At 33.6% G+C, this 16039-nt stretch carries 15 protein-coding genes; 5 read left to right on the top strand and 10 right to left on the bottom strand.

Translation table 11 applies throughout. The features are described from left to right. Positions 1 to 54 precede the first annotated feature (54 nt). Complete coding sequence (locus DTUR_RS01405) at positions 55 to 1824, bottom strand: YgiQ family radical SAM protein (RefSeq protein WP_012582691.1); 1770 nt, start codon at positions 1822 to 1824, stop codon at positions 55 to 57. After that, positions 1814 to 2689, bottom strand: a complete 876-nt coding sequence (locus DTUR_RS01400) for a cation diffusion facilitator family transporter (protein WP_012582690.1) — start codon at positions 2687 to 2689, stop codon at positions 1814 to 1816. Before DTUR_RS01400 ends, DTUR_RS01405 begins: the two co-directional genes overlap by 11 nt. 444 nt (positions 2690 to 3133) lie before the next feature. Between DTUR_RS01400 and DTUR_RS01395 the strand changes: the two genes are divergently transcribed. The 3 genes from DTUR_RS01395 to DTUR_RS01385 all read left to right on the top strand — a co-directional run bounded on the left by DTUR_RS01395 (position 3134) and on the right by DTUR_RS01385 (position 5413). Then, a complete protein-coding gene (locus DTUR_RS01395; RefSeq protein WP_012582689.1) occupies positions 3134 to 3616 on the top strand; it encodes a flavodoxin in 483 nt (160 codons plus the stop codon). 27 nt (positions 3617 to 3643) lie between these two features. Next, positions 3644 to 3901, top strand: a complete 258-nt coding sequence (locus DTUR_RS01390) for a MerR family DNA-binding protein (RefSeq protein ID WP_341271217.1) — start codon at positions 3644 to 3646, stop codon at positions 3899 to 3901. Between the two features lie 102 nt (positions 3902 to 4003). Continuing rightward, the gene (locus tag DTUR_RS01385) at positions 4004 to 5413 is read left to right on the top strand and encodes a glycosyl hydrolase (RefSeq protein ID WP_012582688.1); all 1410 of its coding nucleotides are present in this window, start codon (positions 4004 to 4006) and stop codon (positions 5411 to 5413) included. Positions 5414 to 5460: 47 nt separating this feature from the next. Here the strand turns inward: DTUR_RS01385 and DTUR_RS01380 are convergent, their stop codons facing one another. The 8 genes from DTUR_RS01380 to purE form a co-directional block, all read right to left on the bottom strand. Next, entirely contained in the window at positions 5461 to 6468 is a 1008-nt protein-coding gene (locus tag DTUR_RS01380) for a glycoside hydrolase family 5 protein (RefSeq protein WP_012582687.1), read from the bottom strand. 2 nt (positions 6469 to 6470) lie between these two features. Continuing rightward, the gene (locus DTUR_RS01375; RefSeq protein WP_012582686.1) at positions 6471 to 7208 is read right to left on the bottom strand and encodes a tetratricopeptide repeat protein; all 738 of its coding nucleotides are present in this window, start codon (positions 7206 to 7208) and stop codon (positions 6471 to 6473) included. 10 nt (positions 7209 to 7218) lie between these two features. After that, positions 7219 to 7971 carry a class I SAM-dependent methyltransferase gene (locus DTUR_RS01370; protein ID WP_012582685.1) on the bottom strand — a complete coding sequence of 251 codons (753 nt, stop codon included), beginning with the start codon at positions 7969 to 7971 and terminating at the stop codon, positions 7219 to 7221. Positions 7972 to 8091: 120 nt separating this feature from the next. Beyond that, positions 8092 to 9984 (bottom strand): ABC transporter substrate-binding protein, encoded by a 1893-nt coding sequence (locus tag DTUR_RS01365; RefSeq protein ID WP_012582684.1) that lies wholly within the window; start codon positions 9982 to 9984, stop codon positions 8092 to 8094. A gap of 168 nt (positions 9985 to 10152) precedes the next feature. After that, positions 10153 to 10890 (bottom strand): MBL fold metallo-hydrolase, encoded by a 738-nt coding sequence (locus DTUR_RS01360; RefSeq protein ID WP_012582683.1) that lies wholly within the window; start codon positions 10888 to 10890, stop codon positions 10153 to 10155. A gap of 21 nt (positions 10891 to 10911) precedes the next feature. After that, the gene (locus DTUR_RS01355; RefSeq protein WP_012582682.1) at positions 10912 to 11559 is read right to left on the bottom strand and encodes an MgtC/SapB family protein; all 648 of its coding nucleotides are present in this window, start codon (positions 11557 to 11559) and stop codon (positions 10912 to 10914) included. 623 nt (positions 11560 to 12182) lie between these two features. Next, the gene (gene purC, locus DTUR_RS01350; protein ID WP_012582681.1) at positions 12183 to 13199 is read right to left on the bottom strand and encodes a phosphoribosylaminoimidazolesuccinocarboxamide synthase; all 1017 of its coding nucleotides are present in this window, start codon (positions 13197 to 13199) and stop codon (positions 12183 to 12185) included. Continuing rightward, positions 13192 to 13665 (bottom strand): 5-(carboxyamino)imidazole ribonucleotide mutase, encoded by a 474-nt coding sequence (gene purE, locus DTUR_RS01345; RefSeq protein ID WP_012582680.1) that lies wholly within the window; start codon positions 13663 to 13665, stop codon positions 13192 to 13194. The genes purC and purE overlap by 8 nt, the downstream gene beginning before the upstream one ends. Before the next feature lie 292 nt (positions 13666 to 13957). On the opposite strand from purE, the gene DTUR_RS01340 reads away from it, so the two are divergent. Beyond that, positions 13958 to 15328 (top strand): TrkH family potassium uptake protein, encoded by a 1371-nt coding sequence (locus DTUR_RS01340; RefSeq protein ID WP_012582679.1) that lies wholly within the window; start codon positions 13958 to 13960, stop codon positions 15326 to 15328. Positions 15329 to 15331: 3 nt separating this feature from the next. Beyond that, a complete protein-coding gene (locus DTUR_RS01335; protein WP_012582678.1) occupies positions 15332 to 16033 on the top strand; it encodes a potassium channel family protein in 702 nt (233 codons plus the stop codon). The last annotated feature ends 6 nt before the right edge of the window (positions 16034 to 16039 follow it).

The raw sequence follows: 16039 nt of genomic DNA, 5'->3' as shown, positions 1-16039 counted from the left end.
TTAACTTCCCCTCCTTTTATACAGCTTAAATTATATAATTTTTTGTCTCATTTTTTAACCCAATAACTTCTCCAAAGGGAAAGGAATTTTTCTTTTATTTTTTATCAAAAACTCCCTATTCTTTTTATCTTTATGCTGAACTAAAGCCCTTTGAAGTCTTCTTTCTTCATAAGTTTTTGCTACGTAAATTTTCTCTTTTCTCAAGGTATGATATTCGGTATAAAAGGAGCAAGATGCAGGAGTTAGAGGAAGAGGTGTATAATCCTGAATCTGCTCCAAATAGTGCCCAAGCCCCTTCACATACATGGCAAGATCCCATGCATCCTTAATGGTTGCACCAGGATGTGCAGATATAAAGTAGGGAATTATATAAAGTTCTTTTCCGTATTTTTTTAAATTTTTCTCAAAAGCCTCTACAAACCTTTCATATACTTCAAATTTAGGCTTTTTCATAATTTCCAGAACATGTCCCTTTACATGCTCAGGAGCAGTAGATAAATGTCCTCCAATATAGCCTTCTCTAATAATCTCCCTAATATATTCTTCATCCTTCAGTGCAATATCGTATCTTATACCCGAAGCTATAAATACATGTTTTACTTTTTCTATCTCTTTAATCTTTCTCAAGAGATTGATTTGAGCCGAATGATCAATCTCCAAATATTTACACACATCAGGAAAAAGACAATCCCTTTCTGGACATGATCCAGGAACATTATGAATTTTACACCTTAATTTATACATATTTGCTGTTGGTCCTCCTACATCAGAGATAGTCCCTTTGAATTCTTTATGTCTTGTCAATCTATAAACCTCTTCCAGAATTGACCTTTCGGTTCTTGATATTACCTGCCATCCCTGATGAAGATTTAGAGAACAAAAAGTACAACTTCCAAAACATCCCCTATGGGAGACAATAGAGGTTTTTACAGTCTCAAAAGCTGGAATTTTTTCTTTATATGAAGGATGAGGAAGCCTCATAAAAGGTAAAGAATAAATAAGATCAAGATCTTGAGATGTATAAGTGGGAGGAGGATTTTGAACAATAAATCTTTTCCCATCTTTTTGTACCAATATCTTTCTCTTTTTCATTCCTTCTAAAAGTAATTTTTGAAAATCATAATACCTATCCTTATCTTGAGAAACCTCTTCAAAAGAAGGGAGAAGGATATATTCTTTGTCTTTCATGAAACTCTCAAACTCTTTCTCACTTAGGGAGAATACAATTCCTGGAATTTGATAAATCTCATACCAGGATCTTTCCTCGGAAAGCATCTTGGCAATTTGTAAAGTTTGTTTTTCTCCCATTCCATAAACTATGATCTTTGCCCTAGAATCGAGAAGAATAGAATGCCTTACTTTATCATCCCAAAAATCATAATGGGAAAACCTACGAAGGCTCGCCTCAATTCCACCAAGAATTATAGGGACATCAGGAAAAATCTCATGGACAAAATTAGCATATACAATAGTAGCTCTGTCAGGTCTTTTTCCAGGAACTCCCCCTTCAGTATATGCATCTTCCTTTCGCCTAAATTTATTGGGAGTATAATTAGCAACCATAGAATCTACAGATCCTGCAGTAATACCAAAAAAGAGCTTTGGTCTTCCTAATACTTTGAAACTCTCTTTATTCTTCCAGTTAGGTTGAGGAATTATTCCTACCCTAAATCCAAAATATTCCAAATATCTTCCTATAACTGAAGCTCCAAAAGAGGGATGATCTACATAAGCGTCTCCTGTGATAATTATTATCTCAACTTCATCCCACCCTCTCTTTCTTGCTTCATAAAGATTTATAGGAAGAAATCTTTCAGTATTCACACTGGCACTCCTTCTCTTTAAGCAAATCCTCAGATTCTATCTCAATGGTTGAATGATGTATGTTAAATTTATCCTTTAAAGCCTGCTTTACTTGAGAAATTATTTTTTGAGCCTCTGAGATCTTTTGATCCTCAACCACCACATGGGCTGAGAAAAGATAATCCTTAGTAGATATCTGCCAAACATGGATATGATGTATATCTTTAACTCCAGAAATTTGGCATATGATTTTTTGAATTTCATTAATATTAAGTCCCTTTGGAGTTCCTTCCATCAATATATGTATGGTCTCCTTAATTAGATCTACAGAACTATATAAAATAAATCCCGCAATAAGAAGAGACATTATGGTATCCGCAACATAAAGTCTGTAAAAAATAATAAATAAGGCTCCTATAATAACTCCTACCGAAGATATGGCATCAGAAAGAAGATGTAAAAAAGCACCTTTAATATTTAAATTATGATGAGAATCTTCATGGAGAAGTGAGGCTCCAAGAATATTACCTACAAGACCTATAACTCCAATTATAACCGTTTGAATCCCTTCTACTTCCTTTGGAGATTTTATCCTACCAAAAGCCTCTATAATCAAAAATAAAAAAACTCCAAGAAGTAAAACACCATTTAAAAGGGCAGCAAGAATCTCTACTCTTCTAAATCCAAAGGTGTGATTTAAATTACTCTTTTTGTTTTTAGAAATTATTTCCGCAAGATAACTAATAAGCAAAGCAAAAAAATCGTTAATATTGTGAAGAGCATCACTTATAAGTGCTAAACTCCCCGAAAAAACTCCACCAAGAACCTCTAAAAGTGCCATAAAAAGATTTAAAAACATAGCTCCTAAAATTCTTTTAACCTCCATGTCTTACCTCCAAACCTTTTAAGAATACTCATAATTTAAAATTACTAAAAAAGATACTCTCTGAGATAATAAATACCATTAGTAACCGTGATGAGTCTAAAATTAGTTTTTTGCTTTACTACCCCTATAAAGTTTCCTATACAAACTCATAAGTTCACCATTAATACCCATGATAGTCCAATCATCTTCCCATTTTACAACCTGAAGATGTAATACTTTTAAGAAAAAGCTCTTCAACAATAACAATAGATTATAGCACTATATTTTGAATTATTTTACAGTATAAAGTAGAGAAAAGAAAACTTCTATATGAATAAAGAAACCTTATGCTCACTTAAAAAACCTTTACCCTCTATCTTTAATTTTTCGTTTACATTGCATTTGACTTAGAGTAAACTCCAAATTGTATACTCCCAATAAGAAGGATAAAGAGGAGGAAATTATATGTCTAATATACTTATTGTGTATTATAGTTGGTCGGGAAATACGAGAAAAATTGCAGAGATAATCCAAAAGGAAACGGGGGGAGACGTAATAGAGGTAATTCCAGAAAATCCCTATCCTTCTTCTTATAACGCTACAGTAGAACAAGCAAAAAAAGAGATAAAAATGAATTATAAGCCTCCCATAAAAACAAAAGTGGAAGATATAGAAAAGTATAACATAATCTTTGTTGGCACCCCAAATTGGTGGAGCACCATTGCTCCTCCTATAGCAACCTTTCTCTCCCAACATAATTTATCAGGAAAAAATGTTATACCCTTCATAACCCATGGTGGAGGAGGACAAGGAAGAATAATAAACGATATTAAAAAACTATGCCCAGAATCTAAAATATTAGAGCCTTTCTCTACATACGAAGGTGGATCTAAAGACCTTAGAGAAAAGATCTTAGAGTGGCTAAAGAAATTACAAATTAAGAAATAAGAGGTGAAAATATGAGAATAAGAATGGATAGAATTTATAAAATGCATGAGATCTGCAGGAGTCGAGATAGAAGCCTTAGTAAAATATGTAAAACTTTTTCAAAAAGGAGATTCAACCTTAGAAGAAAGGAAAAAAATATTAATTGAACAAAGGGATAAACTCCAAAAGAAAATAGAGGAAATGCAAAAAGCCCTTGAAAGGTTAAATTATAAAATACAAGCCTACGAGACCTATATTAAAGAGGCGGAAGATAAGCTTAAGAAAAAAGAACTAACTGTAAAGTAAAATGTGAATAGTTACAATTATTTATTAAACTATATTTACTCCCTTCTTTATAAAGTGTAAAATAAATTAATTACATAAAGAAGGGAGGATGTATTTTCTCTTATGAAATTTTTATTAATTCTCCTCATTACTTTCATCCTAATTTTTTCTCTTAATTTTTCCACCGATGAAATAGTTGTTGAAGCAGAAAATGGAGTATTAAATGGTACCTATGTAGCAAAAAATCTCCCTGGATACCAAGGCACAGGTTATGTGGATGGGTTTGATAGGGACGGAGATTCCTGCACCATAACCTTTGAGGTCAAGGAGGCTGGAATGTATGAACTGATAATCGGATACGCTGCACCCTATGGATATAAAGAGAATTCTCTCTATGTTAATGGCGTATTCCAAACTAATGTAAAATTTCCTCCATCTCAAAGTTTCACAACGGTCTATGGAGGATTGATTCCTTTGAAAAGCGGAAAAAATACCATAAGCATAGTAAAAAGCTGGGGGTGGTTCCTTCTTGACTACTTTAAAATCAAAAAAGCAGAACTTCCCACTATGAATCCCACAAATAAATTAGTAACTCCCAATCCTTCAAAAGAAGCCCAAAAACTAATGGATTATTTAGTAAGTATATATGGAAAATACACTTTATCAGGACAGATGGGATATAAAGATGCCTTTTGGATTTGGAACATTACTGACAAATTCCCTGCTATATGTGGATTTGATATGATAGACTACTCTCCTTCAAGAGTAGAAAGAGGAGCTTCTTCAAGGGATGTGGAAGATGCTATAGATTGGTGGAATATGGGAGGAATTGTTCAATTTCAATGGCATTGGAATGCACCAAAAGGACTTTATGATACCCCAGGAAAGGAATGGTGGAGAGGCTTCTATACTAATGCCACCAGCTTTGACATAGAGTATGCTCTAAATCATCCTGAATCGGAGGATTACAAACTTATAATAAGGGATATAGATGCCATTGCAGTTCAATTAAAAAGACTTCAAGAAGCGAGAGTTCCTATACTCTGGAGGCCTTTACATGAGGCAGAGGGTAGATGGTTTTGGTGGGGTGCAAAGGGTCCTGAACCTTGCAAAAAGCTATGGAGATTACTTTTTGACAGGCTTGTAAACTACCATAAGATAAATAACCTTATATGGGTATGGACCACTACTGACTCTCCCGATGCCCTGAAATGGTATCCTGGAGACGAGTATGTAGACATTGTAGGTGCAGATGTCTATCTTAATGACAAAAATTATTCTCCTTCTACAGGTATGTTCTATAATATCGTAAAAATCTTTGGTGGAAAGAAATTAGTAGCTCTCACAGAAAATGGAATTATTCCAGATCCTGATTTAATGAAAGAACAAAAAGCCTACTGGGCATGGTTTATGACCTGGTCAGGATTTGAAAATGATCCCAATAAAAATGAAATTTCTCACATTAAAAAAGTATTTAATCATCCCTTTGTTATCACTAAAGATGAACTTCCTAATTTAAAAGTTGAAGAATAAAACAAAATCCCCCAAAGCCAAAGGAAGGCTTTGGGGGATTTATTTTATTATAATTTAGTTTCAGGTATAAGGGCTTTTAACAAAGGTATTCTCCATTCATTTTTTATAGGATCAAAAGCTCCAAATCCTGCACAAAATTCCCAGTATGCCCAAGCTATACCTCTTTTCTCAGCTGATCTTGCTACATAACTTGTCCATCTTACCCTTGAGTCCATATCTGCCTTAGAATACGCTCCAAATTCTCCCATATAAAGGGGTACTTTACCATTCCTTATGGACCATTCTACTGCCATATCAAGCTCTCTATCAATTTCTGCTTTTTCATCTTCCCTTCCCCACCATTTTACTCCCACAGGAGGAGAAGGCTGTACCCACTCAGCTCCCTGATGGGTAAAATAAAAGGGGTTATAATAATGGAAGGTAACTATAATATTCTTTTCGTCCTTTGGTAATCTTAAGTCTCTCAGAGCATAAACACTATTCCAATTCACAGGACCTACCACTATAAATCGATCAGGATTACTTACTCTTATCACTTTTATGGCTTCTGCTAAGTATTTATTCCATAGATCTGAAGTTAAATTCATGCAAGGTTCATTTAAAAGTTCAAAAATTAAAGTATTAGGATAATCTTTATAATGTTCCGCTATTTGCTTCCATAAAGCTAAAAATCTATTTTTATGCTTCTCAGGATACTGCATTATCTCCTCATAGTGATGAATATTGATCACCACAAAAAGATTATTCCTTAAAGCTTCATTTACTACATGATCTACTCTATCAAAAAATGATTTTTCTATAGTATAAGGAGGGTTCAAATCTGCATGAGCACTCCACCTTATGGGAATTCTAACATGTGAAAAACCTGCATTTTTGATGATCTTAAAATATTCATCTTTTATAACTACACCCCACTCCCCCTCTCTTGGGGCTTCAAGAGCATTTCCCATGTTTATACCTCTAAGGAGAGGTAGCATCTCCAATTTAAGTTCATAGGAGGTACAGCCTGCCACAAACAAAAGCAAAGCCAATAACAAGAATACTTTCAATTTCATTCCTAAATCCCCCCTAACTTTTCTAATTCCTTCTTAGCAAGATTGACCGATTCCTCATGAGTTTTTATCAACCATGGATGAGGATCGGATTTTACCACTCTAATAAACATCTCCTTAGCAAGATCTTTCTTTCCCATTTTCAAATATAAATATCCAAGTTCAAGATATATATTAGGATAGATTGGAGTATACTTTAAAGCTTCTTTCATATAACTTTCTGCTTTTTCGTAGTTATAAAGAGGCCATGGAACATCCCTATATCTCATACCCATAGCCAGAAGAGCAAAAGTCCTATAAAGAGGATCATTTAAAATCTCTATAGCTTTACTTATATACCTATCAAAATCCTTAAGCATAAATAAGCTTTGAACTATTCCCCTATATTGAGCAAGTCTTCCAATGGAAGCCCCTGCTATATACCATGCCCTTCCATTGTTAGGATCAAGCTTTATGGCTTTTTCCGCATAACTTCTTGCCTTTTCATAGATCTTTTCTTTTTCCTTACCTTCTACCCCCCAAAGCCCATATTCCAGATAAGAGTCCGCAAGAACAGTTAAAAGTTGAGAGCTTGTCAGGAGATCCTTATCACCTTCTAAAGTACTTATTAAAGCCTTAATCTTTTCTACGTCTCTATCTCTTCTTGCTTCAAAAAAGATCTTATTGGCAGTATCAAAATCTATGGCAAAAAGATTTGAAATAACAAAAACGGAAAGAAACAAAATTAAAAATAGATTTTTCATATTAACCCCCTTATACCTTTTCGGAAATTATAATCATTCTTCTTGAGTAAATACTTAATGGGCTACTATCATATCCTCCAAAAAACTTTATAACCTTCAATCCTAAACTTTCAAGAATAAACTTTATCTCGGTAGGAGCATAGAGCCTTATAAAAAAAGGCTTTTCCTTTTTTACCCCATCTCTTATTACTACCCTCTTGTTATATATACGCCCCTCAGTTATATCTACAATATTAAAATCAATCATATAATTACCCTCTCTCTCAATAACTACATAAGGTAGAAAATTTCTTAATATAAAATCTCTATTGCTTAAGTCTAATAAAAATTTACCACCCCTTTTTAGGGCTTTAGCAACATTTTTTAATATCTTCAAGTTATCCTCGTCTTCATAATACCCAAAGGACGTGAACATAGATATAACTACATCAAACTCCTCTTCAAAATCTATTTCTCTAATATCTTTTAAAACATATCTCACATTAACATTTAACTTCTCTGCCTCTTTCATTGCCATTTCTAAAAACTTTTCACTTATATCTACTCCCACCACTTCATGTCCATAAAGAGCAAGCCTATTTGCATGTCTTCCATAACCACATGCCATATCAAGAATTTTTTTAGGATCCTTCAAGTCAAGTTCTCTTCTAATAAAATCCACTTCAATCTGGGTTTGCTCATCGGTTAACATATCTTCATAAAAATAGAGATAATCTTCGGGTTCGAAAACTGCTTCCCAATTTGATTCAAATCTTCCTTCCATAGCAAAAATCCTCCAAGTTGATTAAGACCAATTTTTAGTAAAATTATACAATCACAAATACAAAATAAAAAGGGGACCTTTCGGTCCCCTTTTCCATATATTTTGTTGCTAAATTTACTTTTACTTTCTTCCTGTTGGCTTTAAGAATGGTAACATATACTTAAAGTTGGGCCAATGATGATATGGTATACAATATGGATTTTCTGCTGTTGGATAATTGGTCCAGTAGTATTCATCGTATCCTATCACTCCTGGATAAGTAAAGGTTGGAATTGTTGGCATTTCTTGGGCTAATATCTTTAATCCTTCCATACCAAGGGTCTTATTCTTCGGTGAATCCCAACTGATTTTCTGCATCTCTGCTATCACTTTATCCATTTGAGGATTGGTCCATCTGCACTGATGCCCTGGATAGTACTCGCCGAGAGGTCTATAATAAGATGAGTTGAATTGTTCCATAGTTCTATATAAGTCTGGATGTCCACCCCATGGCTCCCTTGCAGGCCATTGCCCAGAAGTTGATACCTCAAAATCTCCTACATTCATTAATGTACCATCATTCTCTGTAGCATATACTTCGGTCTCAATTCCAAACTTTTTCCAAACCTGAGATAATGCAAAGGCATTTCTATAGTTCACAGAAGCAGGATTCGGTGGAGTAAGAATTGTAATCTTCCAAGGCTTACCATCAGGAGTCAACCACTTACCATCTTTATCTCTCTTAAATCCATTCTTCATAAGTAATTTTTCTGCTATATCAGGTGCATATTTATACCATCCAATTCCAAAAATCTTTCTTATTTCATTAGGATCAGTAGGTACATTGTATCCTCTTTTTCTAGCATTCTCCGCTATTCTCATAGGTACATCAGGATCATATACTTTAAATGGTTTTCCATCAACAGTGATTGTCAAGTTCTTTAACCATGGCTCTAAGGGCTTGAAGTACCACTCCATATATGCAGGAGTTGCAGGTATATGAAGAGGTGAAACAGTTACCGCATAGTCATAAGCAAGACCTACATAATCAACAATATCTATTGCAAGGGTTAAAGCCCATCTTATTTCTTTATTATTCCATGGAGCCTTTGCATTGTTGAATATTACACCACTTACACAAGGATCTACGTTAACAATGTATGGGAATTCTTTTCTATATGCCCTTGCATATTTATTAGTTTGAAGAACAGATCTCAATCCTTCCATGGTTAGATCTGCCATATCAAGTTGATGATTATTCTGAGCAAGAACCTGCTTTTCTGTTGGTCCATAGTAGTAGAACAATACATATTTGGGTTGAGGCATTCCAAAGAGCTTTCCTGTCGGAGTCCTCTGCCAATCTTCTCTTCTTTCCCAAAGTACCCAGTATCCACCTGGATCATAGCTATTAAGTACATAAGGACCAGAACTAATTGGAGGTTTAAAATCAAAGGCAATTGGATCTTTTACTTTTTCAAATACATGTTTTGGAAGAGGTCTACAAGCACCCCATCTATCTAAGAAATAAGTATGGAATCTTGCATTAGGTTTTTTTAGTTCAAATACTACCGTGTATTTATCAGTTTTGTATACCCTTTTTACATACTCATTAAAACTTGCATTATATCCCATTTCTTTATACTTCATAATTAATTCCACAGTGTACACCACATCGTCAGCAGTAAATTCTACCCCATCACTCCAATAGCAACCCTCTCTTATTTTTACAATCATCTTTGTAAAATCACTATTATAAATAGGTTTATCCTTTGCTAAAGCATTAATCACTTTACCTGTTGCAGGATCCACAATCCAAAGAGGCTCAAGCATTAATTGTTGAATTCCTCTATCAGGAGATCTCCATGTAGCAGGCCATACATTAAAGTTATCAGGTGATCCAATTCTTCCACTTAAAATATTTGCAATAATAGTCTCGTTTCTTGGAACATTAACAGCAAGTTGAGAGAGTCCCATCTGAGAAAAACTGATTAAGGATAGTAATAACAAGATAACAAATAACAATACCTTTTTCATAAAAAATCCCCCTTTTAACTTAAAAACTTGGTTTAATCCAGAATGATCCTTTCAAAAAAGAGGATTAAATTTTTCTATACCACCTCCTTATAAAATCATTTACGAAATCGTTTATTATGAATTTATAACAAAAAATTCTTTTTGTCAATAACTATTTTAATAAAATTTTTATTTAATGTTTTGAGGATTATAAACAAGCGTAGCCATACCATAATTCACATATAATCCTCCAAAATTACCATAAGGATAAGGTTCTCCCATAAGTTCACCAGAGATCACTTTTTCTACAGCTTTTATAAGATCAAATAAATATTCCCTTGGCACAGGAATACCATTTCTTTGAGCCAAATGGCCGTTATAGATTTTCTCAAATTCATTACTTCTCTTTGCAAGTTTGTGCAGACTCTCCAAATAACTACTTAACGGAAGGCATCCTGGAAGTTGCATCCATGTATGTCCAGCTCCTATAGCATCACCACTAAATAGAAGTTTATACTTGTTATCCAAAAGAACAATAGAACCAGGAGTATGTCCTGGTACCTCTATAACTTCTAATTTCCTTCCCCCTATATCCAAAATATCCCCATCTTTAATATCTAAAAAATGGTCATATTTAATATCCATCTTAAAAATTTTTATAATCTCTATATCTTTATGATTCATATACACCTTCTCAAACTGGTTCACCTGCATTATATGATCCCAATGAGCATGAGAAATCACCACTTCTACATCTTTATTAGTAAGACTCCCTATGTACTTCTTAAGATCTCCTGTCCCCATTCCTGTATCAAAAAGTATTGCTTTATTTTCTCCAATTATTAAATAAAAGCTATCATCCCTATAATCAGAAATATGATAAACATTTTCCTCAACTAATCTTGAAATATATTTATCAGTTTCCATAACCTCCCTCCTTTAAAATTTCTAAATCAATTCCACATCAACAACAGAAGGAAGATCTGAAAGCCTTAAAAGTAATTCATTTTTTGTCAACTTTTGAGGAATCCTAACTAATATTTTTAAAGAAATTTTTCCTTCCCAGGAATTTCCAAGTTCTATCTGTTTTATGTCCACATTTAATTCTCCAAGAAGAGTCCCTATCTCTCCTATAGCCCCAGGCCTATCTTCTATTATCAAATTTAATCCCACATCTTGATGAGTACCTAAAAAAATCTTTTCAAGTTTTGTTGCTAAAACAAGTACTACTATAATAAAAATAGTAGCTATAAAAGCTGGAAAATATAGTCCAGCTCCCACCGAAAGTCCAATTCCAGAGACTGCCCATATACTTGCTGCCGTAGTCAACCCCTTTACAGTAAATCCTGTTCTTAAAATTGTACCCGCTCCTATAAAGCCTATACCTGTCACAACTTGAGCTGCTATCCTTCCAGGATCACCATTTCCTGGAAAGGCATAGGCGGATACAATCATAAAGAGAGTAGAACCTAAGGAAACCAATATATGAGTTCTAAGCCCAGCTGGTTTTTCCTCTTTTTCCCTCTCCCAGCCTATAACTCCAGAGAATAATGTAGATAGAATAAATCTTAATAATACATCCCATACATTTATCATAGTTTAGATTATATCAAAATTTTTATTCAATTTTCTGAGAGTATTATTTTTACACTTCAAAAAATAAATATAAAAAGAATTTAGTTTTAGCTAACACGTTTTTATTTGAGGTCATTAAATTTCTTACGAAAAGTATTGCAAAATTAATTAATAAAATATATAATTTTAATCAAAGAATAAACTCCATCCCAGTCAGAATTTCTTTTCTCAAAGGGAGCCCCTGCCAAGGGGCTCTTCATCTTCAAAAATTATCCACAGTTTTCTATAAAAACTACAAATATATGCTTATAAAAACAAAAACTTGTTGTAGTAGTAGGGACTGTGGACATTGTGGATAAAAGGAGAAAAATTACTTTTTAAAAGGTTTATAATTGTGGATAAGTTTTCCAAACTTTTCCACATTATCCACAATTCACAACTTATTCACAAAGTTATCCACAATTTGCTAAAGTTATCCACAGAGTTATCCACAACCTGTCCACAAAGTTATCCACAATTGTGGATAAAGTTAAGCACTTACTTGTGAGAAAGTTTTAAAAATGAGGCAAGAAAAGGTTTCATAAGGGATAAGGGGTTTTTTAAGGAGGGGCAGTTTTTGCCCCCCTTAGAATTTAAATTTATTTTTAAATTAATTCCTTTACTCTGTAGAGTAGATCTTTCAGAGGGGAAGTTTCAAACCATTCTATTCCTGTAAGTTCATTGGCATATGCTTTATAAATTAAGGATATCAACTCTCTTATTTGCTTTGGAAGTTGAGGAGGAGAGCTTACATAGTCTTTCCAATGAAAACGATCTTTCTTTTTTGCCTCTTCTATTTCTTTATACCAATCGGTTTTTCGGTAATAGATTCTTGCAATTTCTTTGCTTACCGGTATTCCTTCAAAGGTAAATCTACATTCATCAAGAGTTCCAAGAGCATCTACGAGCATTATGTTACGTTCCAAGTCAAGAGCATATTCTACTTTTCCGTCCTCATTGTTTAGGTTTATTTTTCGGGTTTCCTCTGTGATTAGATCGTCTATGAATAAGGTGAGATTTATTAGCTTTTCAAATTCTGACTCATAAAGTCCGCTAATTTCTAAAGCTTCTTTTCGAGATAAATATCTATCATTTACTTCTAATTTTGTAGAGAAATCCACAATAGGCTTTTCTAATTTTTGTCCCGGCTCTGGCATCTCTTCAAGACCTATGTCCTGGAGAGTTAAACTTCCTTCCTTTAGCCTCTTAAATATGGAGGATCCTTCGGGAAGGGAATTTCTATAAATAACTTCTAAAGGTATTAGGAAATTTGATTTTTCTTTTTTAAATACAGAATAGTCATAAATGTTATCCTTAAGATCTGGCTTTATTACTCTTACCATTTTGAATTCCATAACATTTGTGGGTTTTTTTAATTCATAAAGGGTTTTAATTTTATCATCTTCTACAAGCCCTACGTAGTGGGTTTTAATTCCTAAGTTTTCTAATTTTTCAAAGAAATAAGCCGTAGCTATACATATGGCTTTTCCTTTATCATCTATATGATCAGGCATTTCTCCATAATCAAATACAGAATATCTATCAGAAAATACAAATCTTCCTCTTCCAAGAGATTTTTCTGTAGGACTTTCTATTATTATTAGGTCTTTTACACTACCCATTACTTCTCACCTCTTCGTCAGCCTTTTCTATCTCTTTTCTTTTTTCTTCATGATATTTTTTGATTTTTTCTTTTAAATTTTCATATTTCATAGCCAATATCTTTACAGCAGCAAGTGCAGCTTCTTCTGGTTCTAAAATGGTTAAAGGAGCGACTCCTGATGGCATCCTTAATGTAGAAAATATATCTACTCCTCCAAATCTCTCGCTATAGGGAGGACAAGCAATAACTGGTTTTGTTGTGTTAGCATCAGTAAAACCTGAAAGGGCATTACTTCTTCCTGCTATTGTGATATATACAACGTCTTTTTCCTCATATTCTTTTATAATTTCTAATACTTTTAGAGGAATTTTGTGGGCAGAAGCTACTCTCATCACATATGGAACTTCAAATTTTTCCAAGGTATGGGCTATTTTTTTAGCATGATCCAAATCTCCCTTTGAGCCCATTAGGATCACAACTAACATTGAGGATACCTCCTTTTATAGTTTAACTAATTATAAAAAATTCTCTTTGGGCTATTCAATTAAGGAAAGTTTAAATATTAACATGTTAGCTAAAAAGTATATGGTATTAAATAGTAACTTCACATTAGACGTAAAAAGCTATAACTGGAGAGAAAAATATTGACATGTATTTAAACCTTGAGCCTTTTATTTTAACAAAAGTAAAAATTTTTTGTGAGTTTGACTATCACTACCCTTTGAGATAAAATATTCAAATGTGTCTTAGTAAGACATTAGAAGAAAAGAGGTGTTTTTGAATCTTTTTATGTTTGAAAAAGAGTTAATCTCTAAGAAGAGGGGGTTCAATCCTGCTGTATTTTTTATTATAAGTTTTGCTATTGTCATACTTACTGGAGCTATCCTGTTATCTCTTCCTATATCTTCTGCTAAAGGAGAATTTACCAACTTTCTTACAGCCCTTTTTACTGCGACATCGGCAACTTGTGTGACAGGACTTGTGGTGGTGGATACAGGAACCTATTGGTCTCATTTTGGTCATTTAGTAATTCTTCTTCTTATACAGATTGGAGGATTAAGTTATGCAGTAATTTCTACGGGCATGATGCTTCTTTTAAATAGAAGACTCCAGCTTAGGGAAAGGTTAATTTTACAGTATTCTTTGAATACCACATCTTTAAGAGGTATTGTTTCTTTTTTAAAAAACGTCTTGATAACGGTTTTTATTTTTGAGAGTATTGGTGCTCTTTCTCTATTTTTTGTTTTTATAAAAAGATATCCTCTATTAAGAAGTATAAAATTTGCAATTTTTCATTCTGTTTCTGCTTTTTGTAATGCTGGTTTAGACTTGATAGGAGGCTTTAGGAGTTTTACCGATTATGTTTCTGATCCGCATCTTGTTTTTACTATAACTACCCTTATTATAGTGGGTGGGATTGGTTTTATTGTGATCCATGACATAATTCAACGTTTTATGGGGAAGAGAATACATCTTTCTTTACATAGTAAGATGGCTTTATTTACTACATTGTTTTTGATTTTAATTGGTACTATTGTGATCTTTATCCTTGAGTATAACAATCCAAATACATTAAAACCATTGAATTTTTGGGGCAAATTTTTAGGAGCCTATTTTCAGTCTGTGACTCCCAGAACTGCTGGATTTAATACCCTTGATATTGGTAAGATGAATCCTTCTACATTACTTTTTATCATAGTTTTAATGTTTATTGGTGCATCTCCAGGAGGGACTGGAGGTGGAATTAAAACAGTAACTTTTCTCGTTTTATGGTTAAGCGTTTCTACAATTATTCTTGAAAGAAAAAATGTACATTTTAAGGATAGGACTATCCCCTGGGAAAATGTGAAGAGGGCATATATTGTATTTCTTCTTTCTTTAACTCTTGTAATAATTAGTTGGTTTTTATTGCTTATTACTGAGCCTTTTCCACCTTTGAATATACTATTTGAGGTAGTTTCTGCTTTTGGCACTGTAGGACTTTCTACAGGAATTACTCCTTATCTTTCTCCTTTTGCAAGGTTGGTAATTATTTTGACCATGTTTCTTGGTAGAGTTGGTACTGTTACAGCAGGAATGGCGATTTTAATACCTGTTTCTAAGAGATCTCAAGTGGAATATCCTTCTGAGGAGGTGAGTATAGGCTAATTTATGAAATCTCTATCTTATAGGCTAAAAAGGGCAGGACTTGATAAGACAAAATTAAATAGTTTTGCGGTGATAGGGCTTGGAAGGTTTGGAGTAGCGGTGGCAACTACTCTTGAAAGGATGGGTTTTTCTGTTATTGCCATTGATAAGGATGAGACTAAAGTGGAGGAGATTAAAGATTATGTCTCTTATGCAAAGGTTTTAGATTCTACAAATATAAATGCATTAAGAGAGGCAGGGGTACAAAATGTGGATGTGGCTATAGTTTCCATTGCTCATGATGTGGAAGCAAGTGTGCTTACTGCATTGCTTGTAAAAGAGCTGGGAGTGAAATTTGTTATTTCAAGAGCTATAAGTGAACCTCATGAAAAAATTCTTGAGAGGATTGGAGTAGATCTTGTAGTATATCCTGAGAGGGATATGGGAGTAAGACTCGCTCAAAGGTTGGTAGTCCCTAATGTAATAGATTATATGGAGTTTTCTGCAAATATTAAGATTTTTGAGGTTGAGCCACCTGAGCCCATAATTGGTAAGACTATACAAGAACTTGATCTTCGTAAGAATTACAATCTTTCTATAATTGCTATTCAGAGAGGTTCAGAGGTAATCGGAAATATTAATCCTTTTGAGAGAATTCAAAGAGGAGACATCCTTTATATTATTGGAACTTTTGAGGATATTAGTAAATTTTTAAGTAGGACATAAATTTGT

The organism is Dictyoglomus turgidum DSM 6724 (assembly GCF_000021645.1).
Classification (GTDB): domain Bacteria; phylum Dictyoglomota; class Dictyoglomia; order Dictyoglomales; family Dictyoglomaceae; genus Dictyoglomus; species Dictyoglomus turgidum.
Note: the sequence above shows the minus strand (reverse complement) of the source record. Positions and strands in the feature narration are given on the sequence as shown.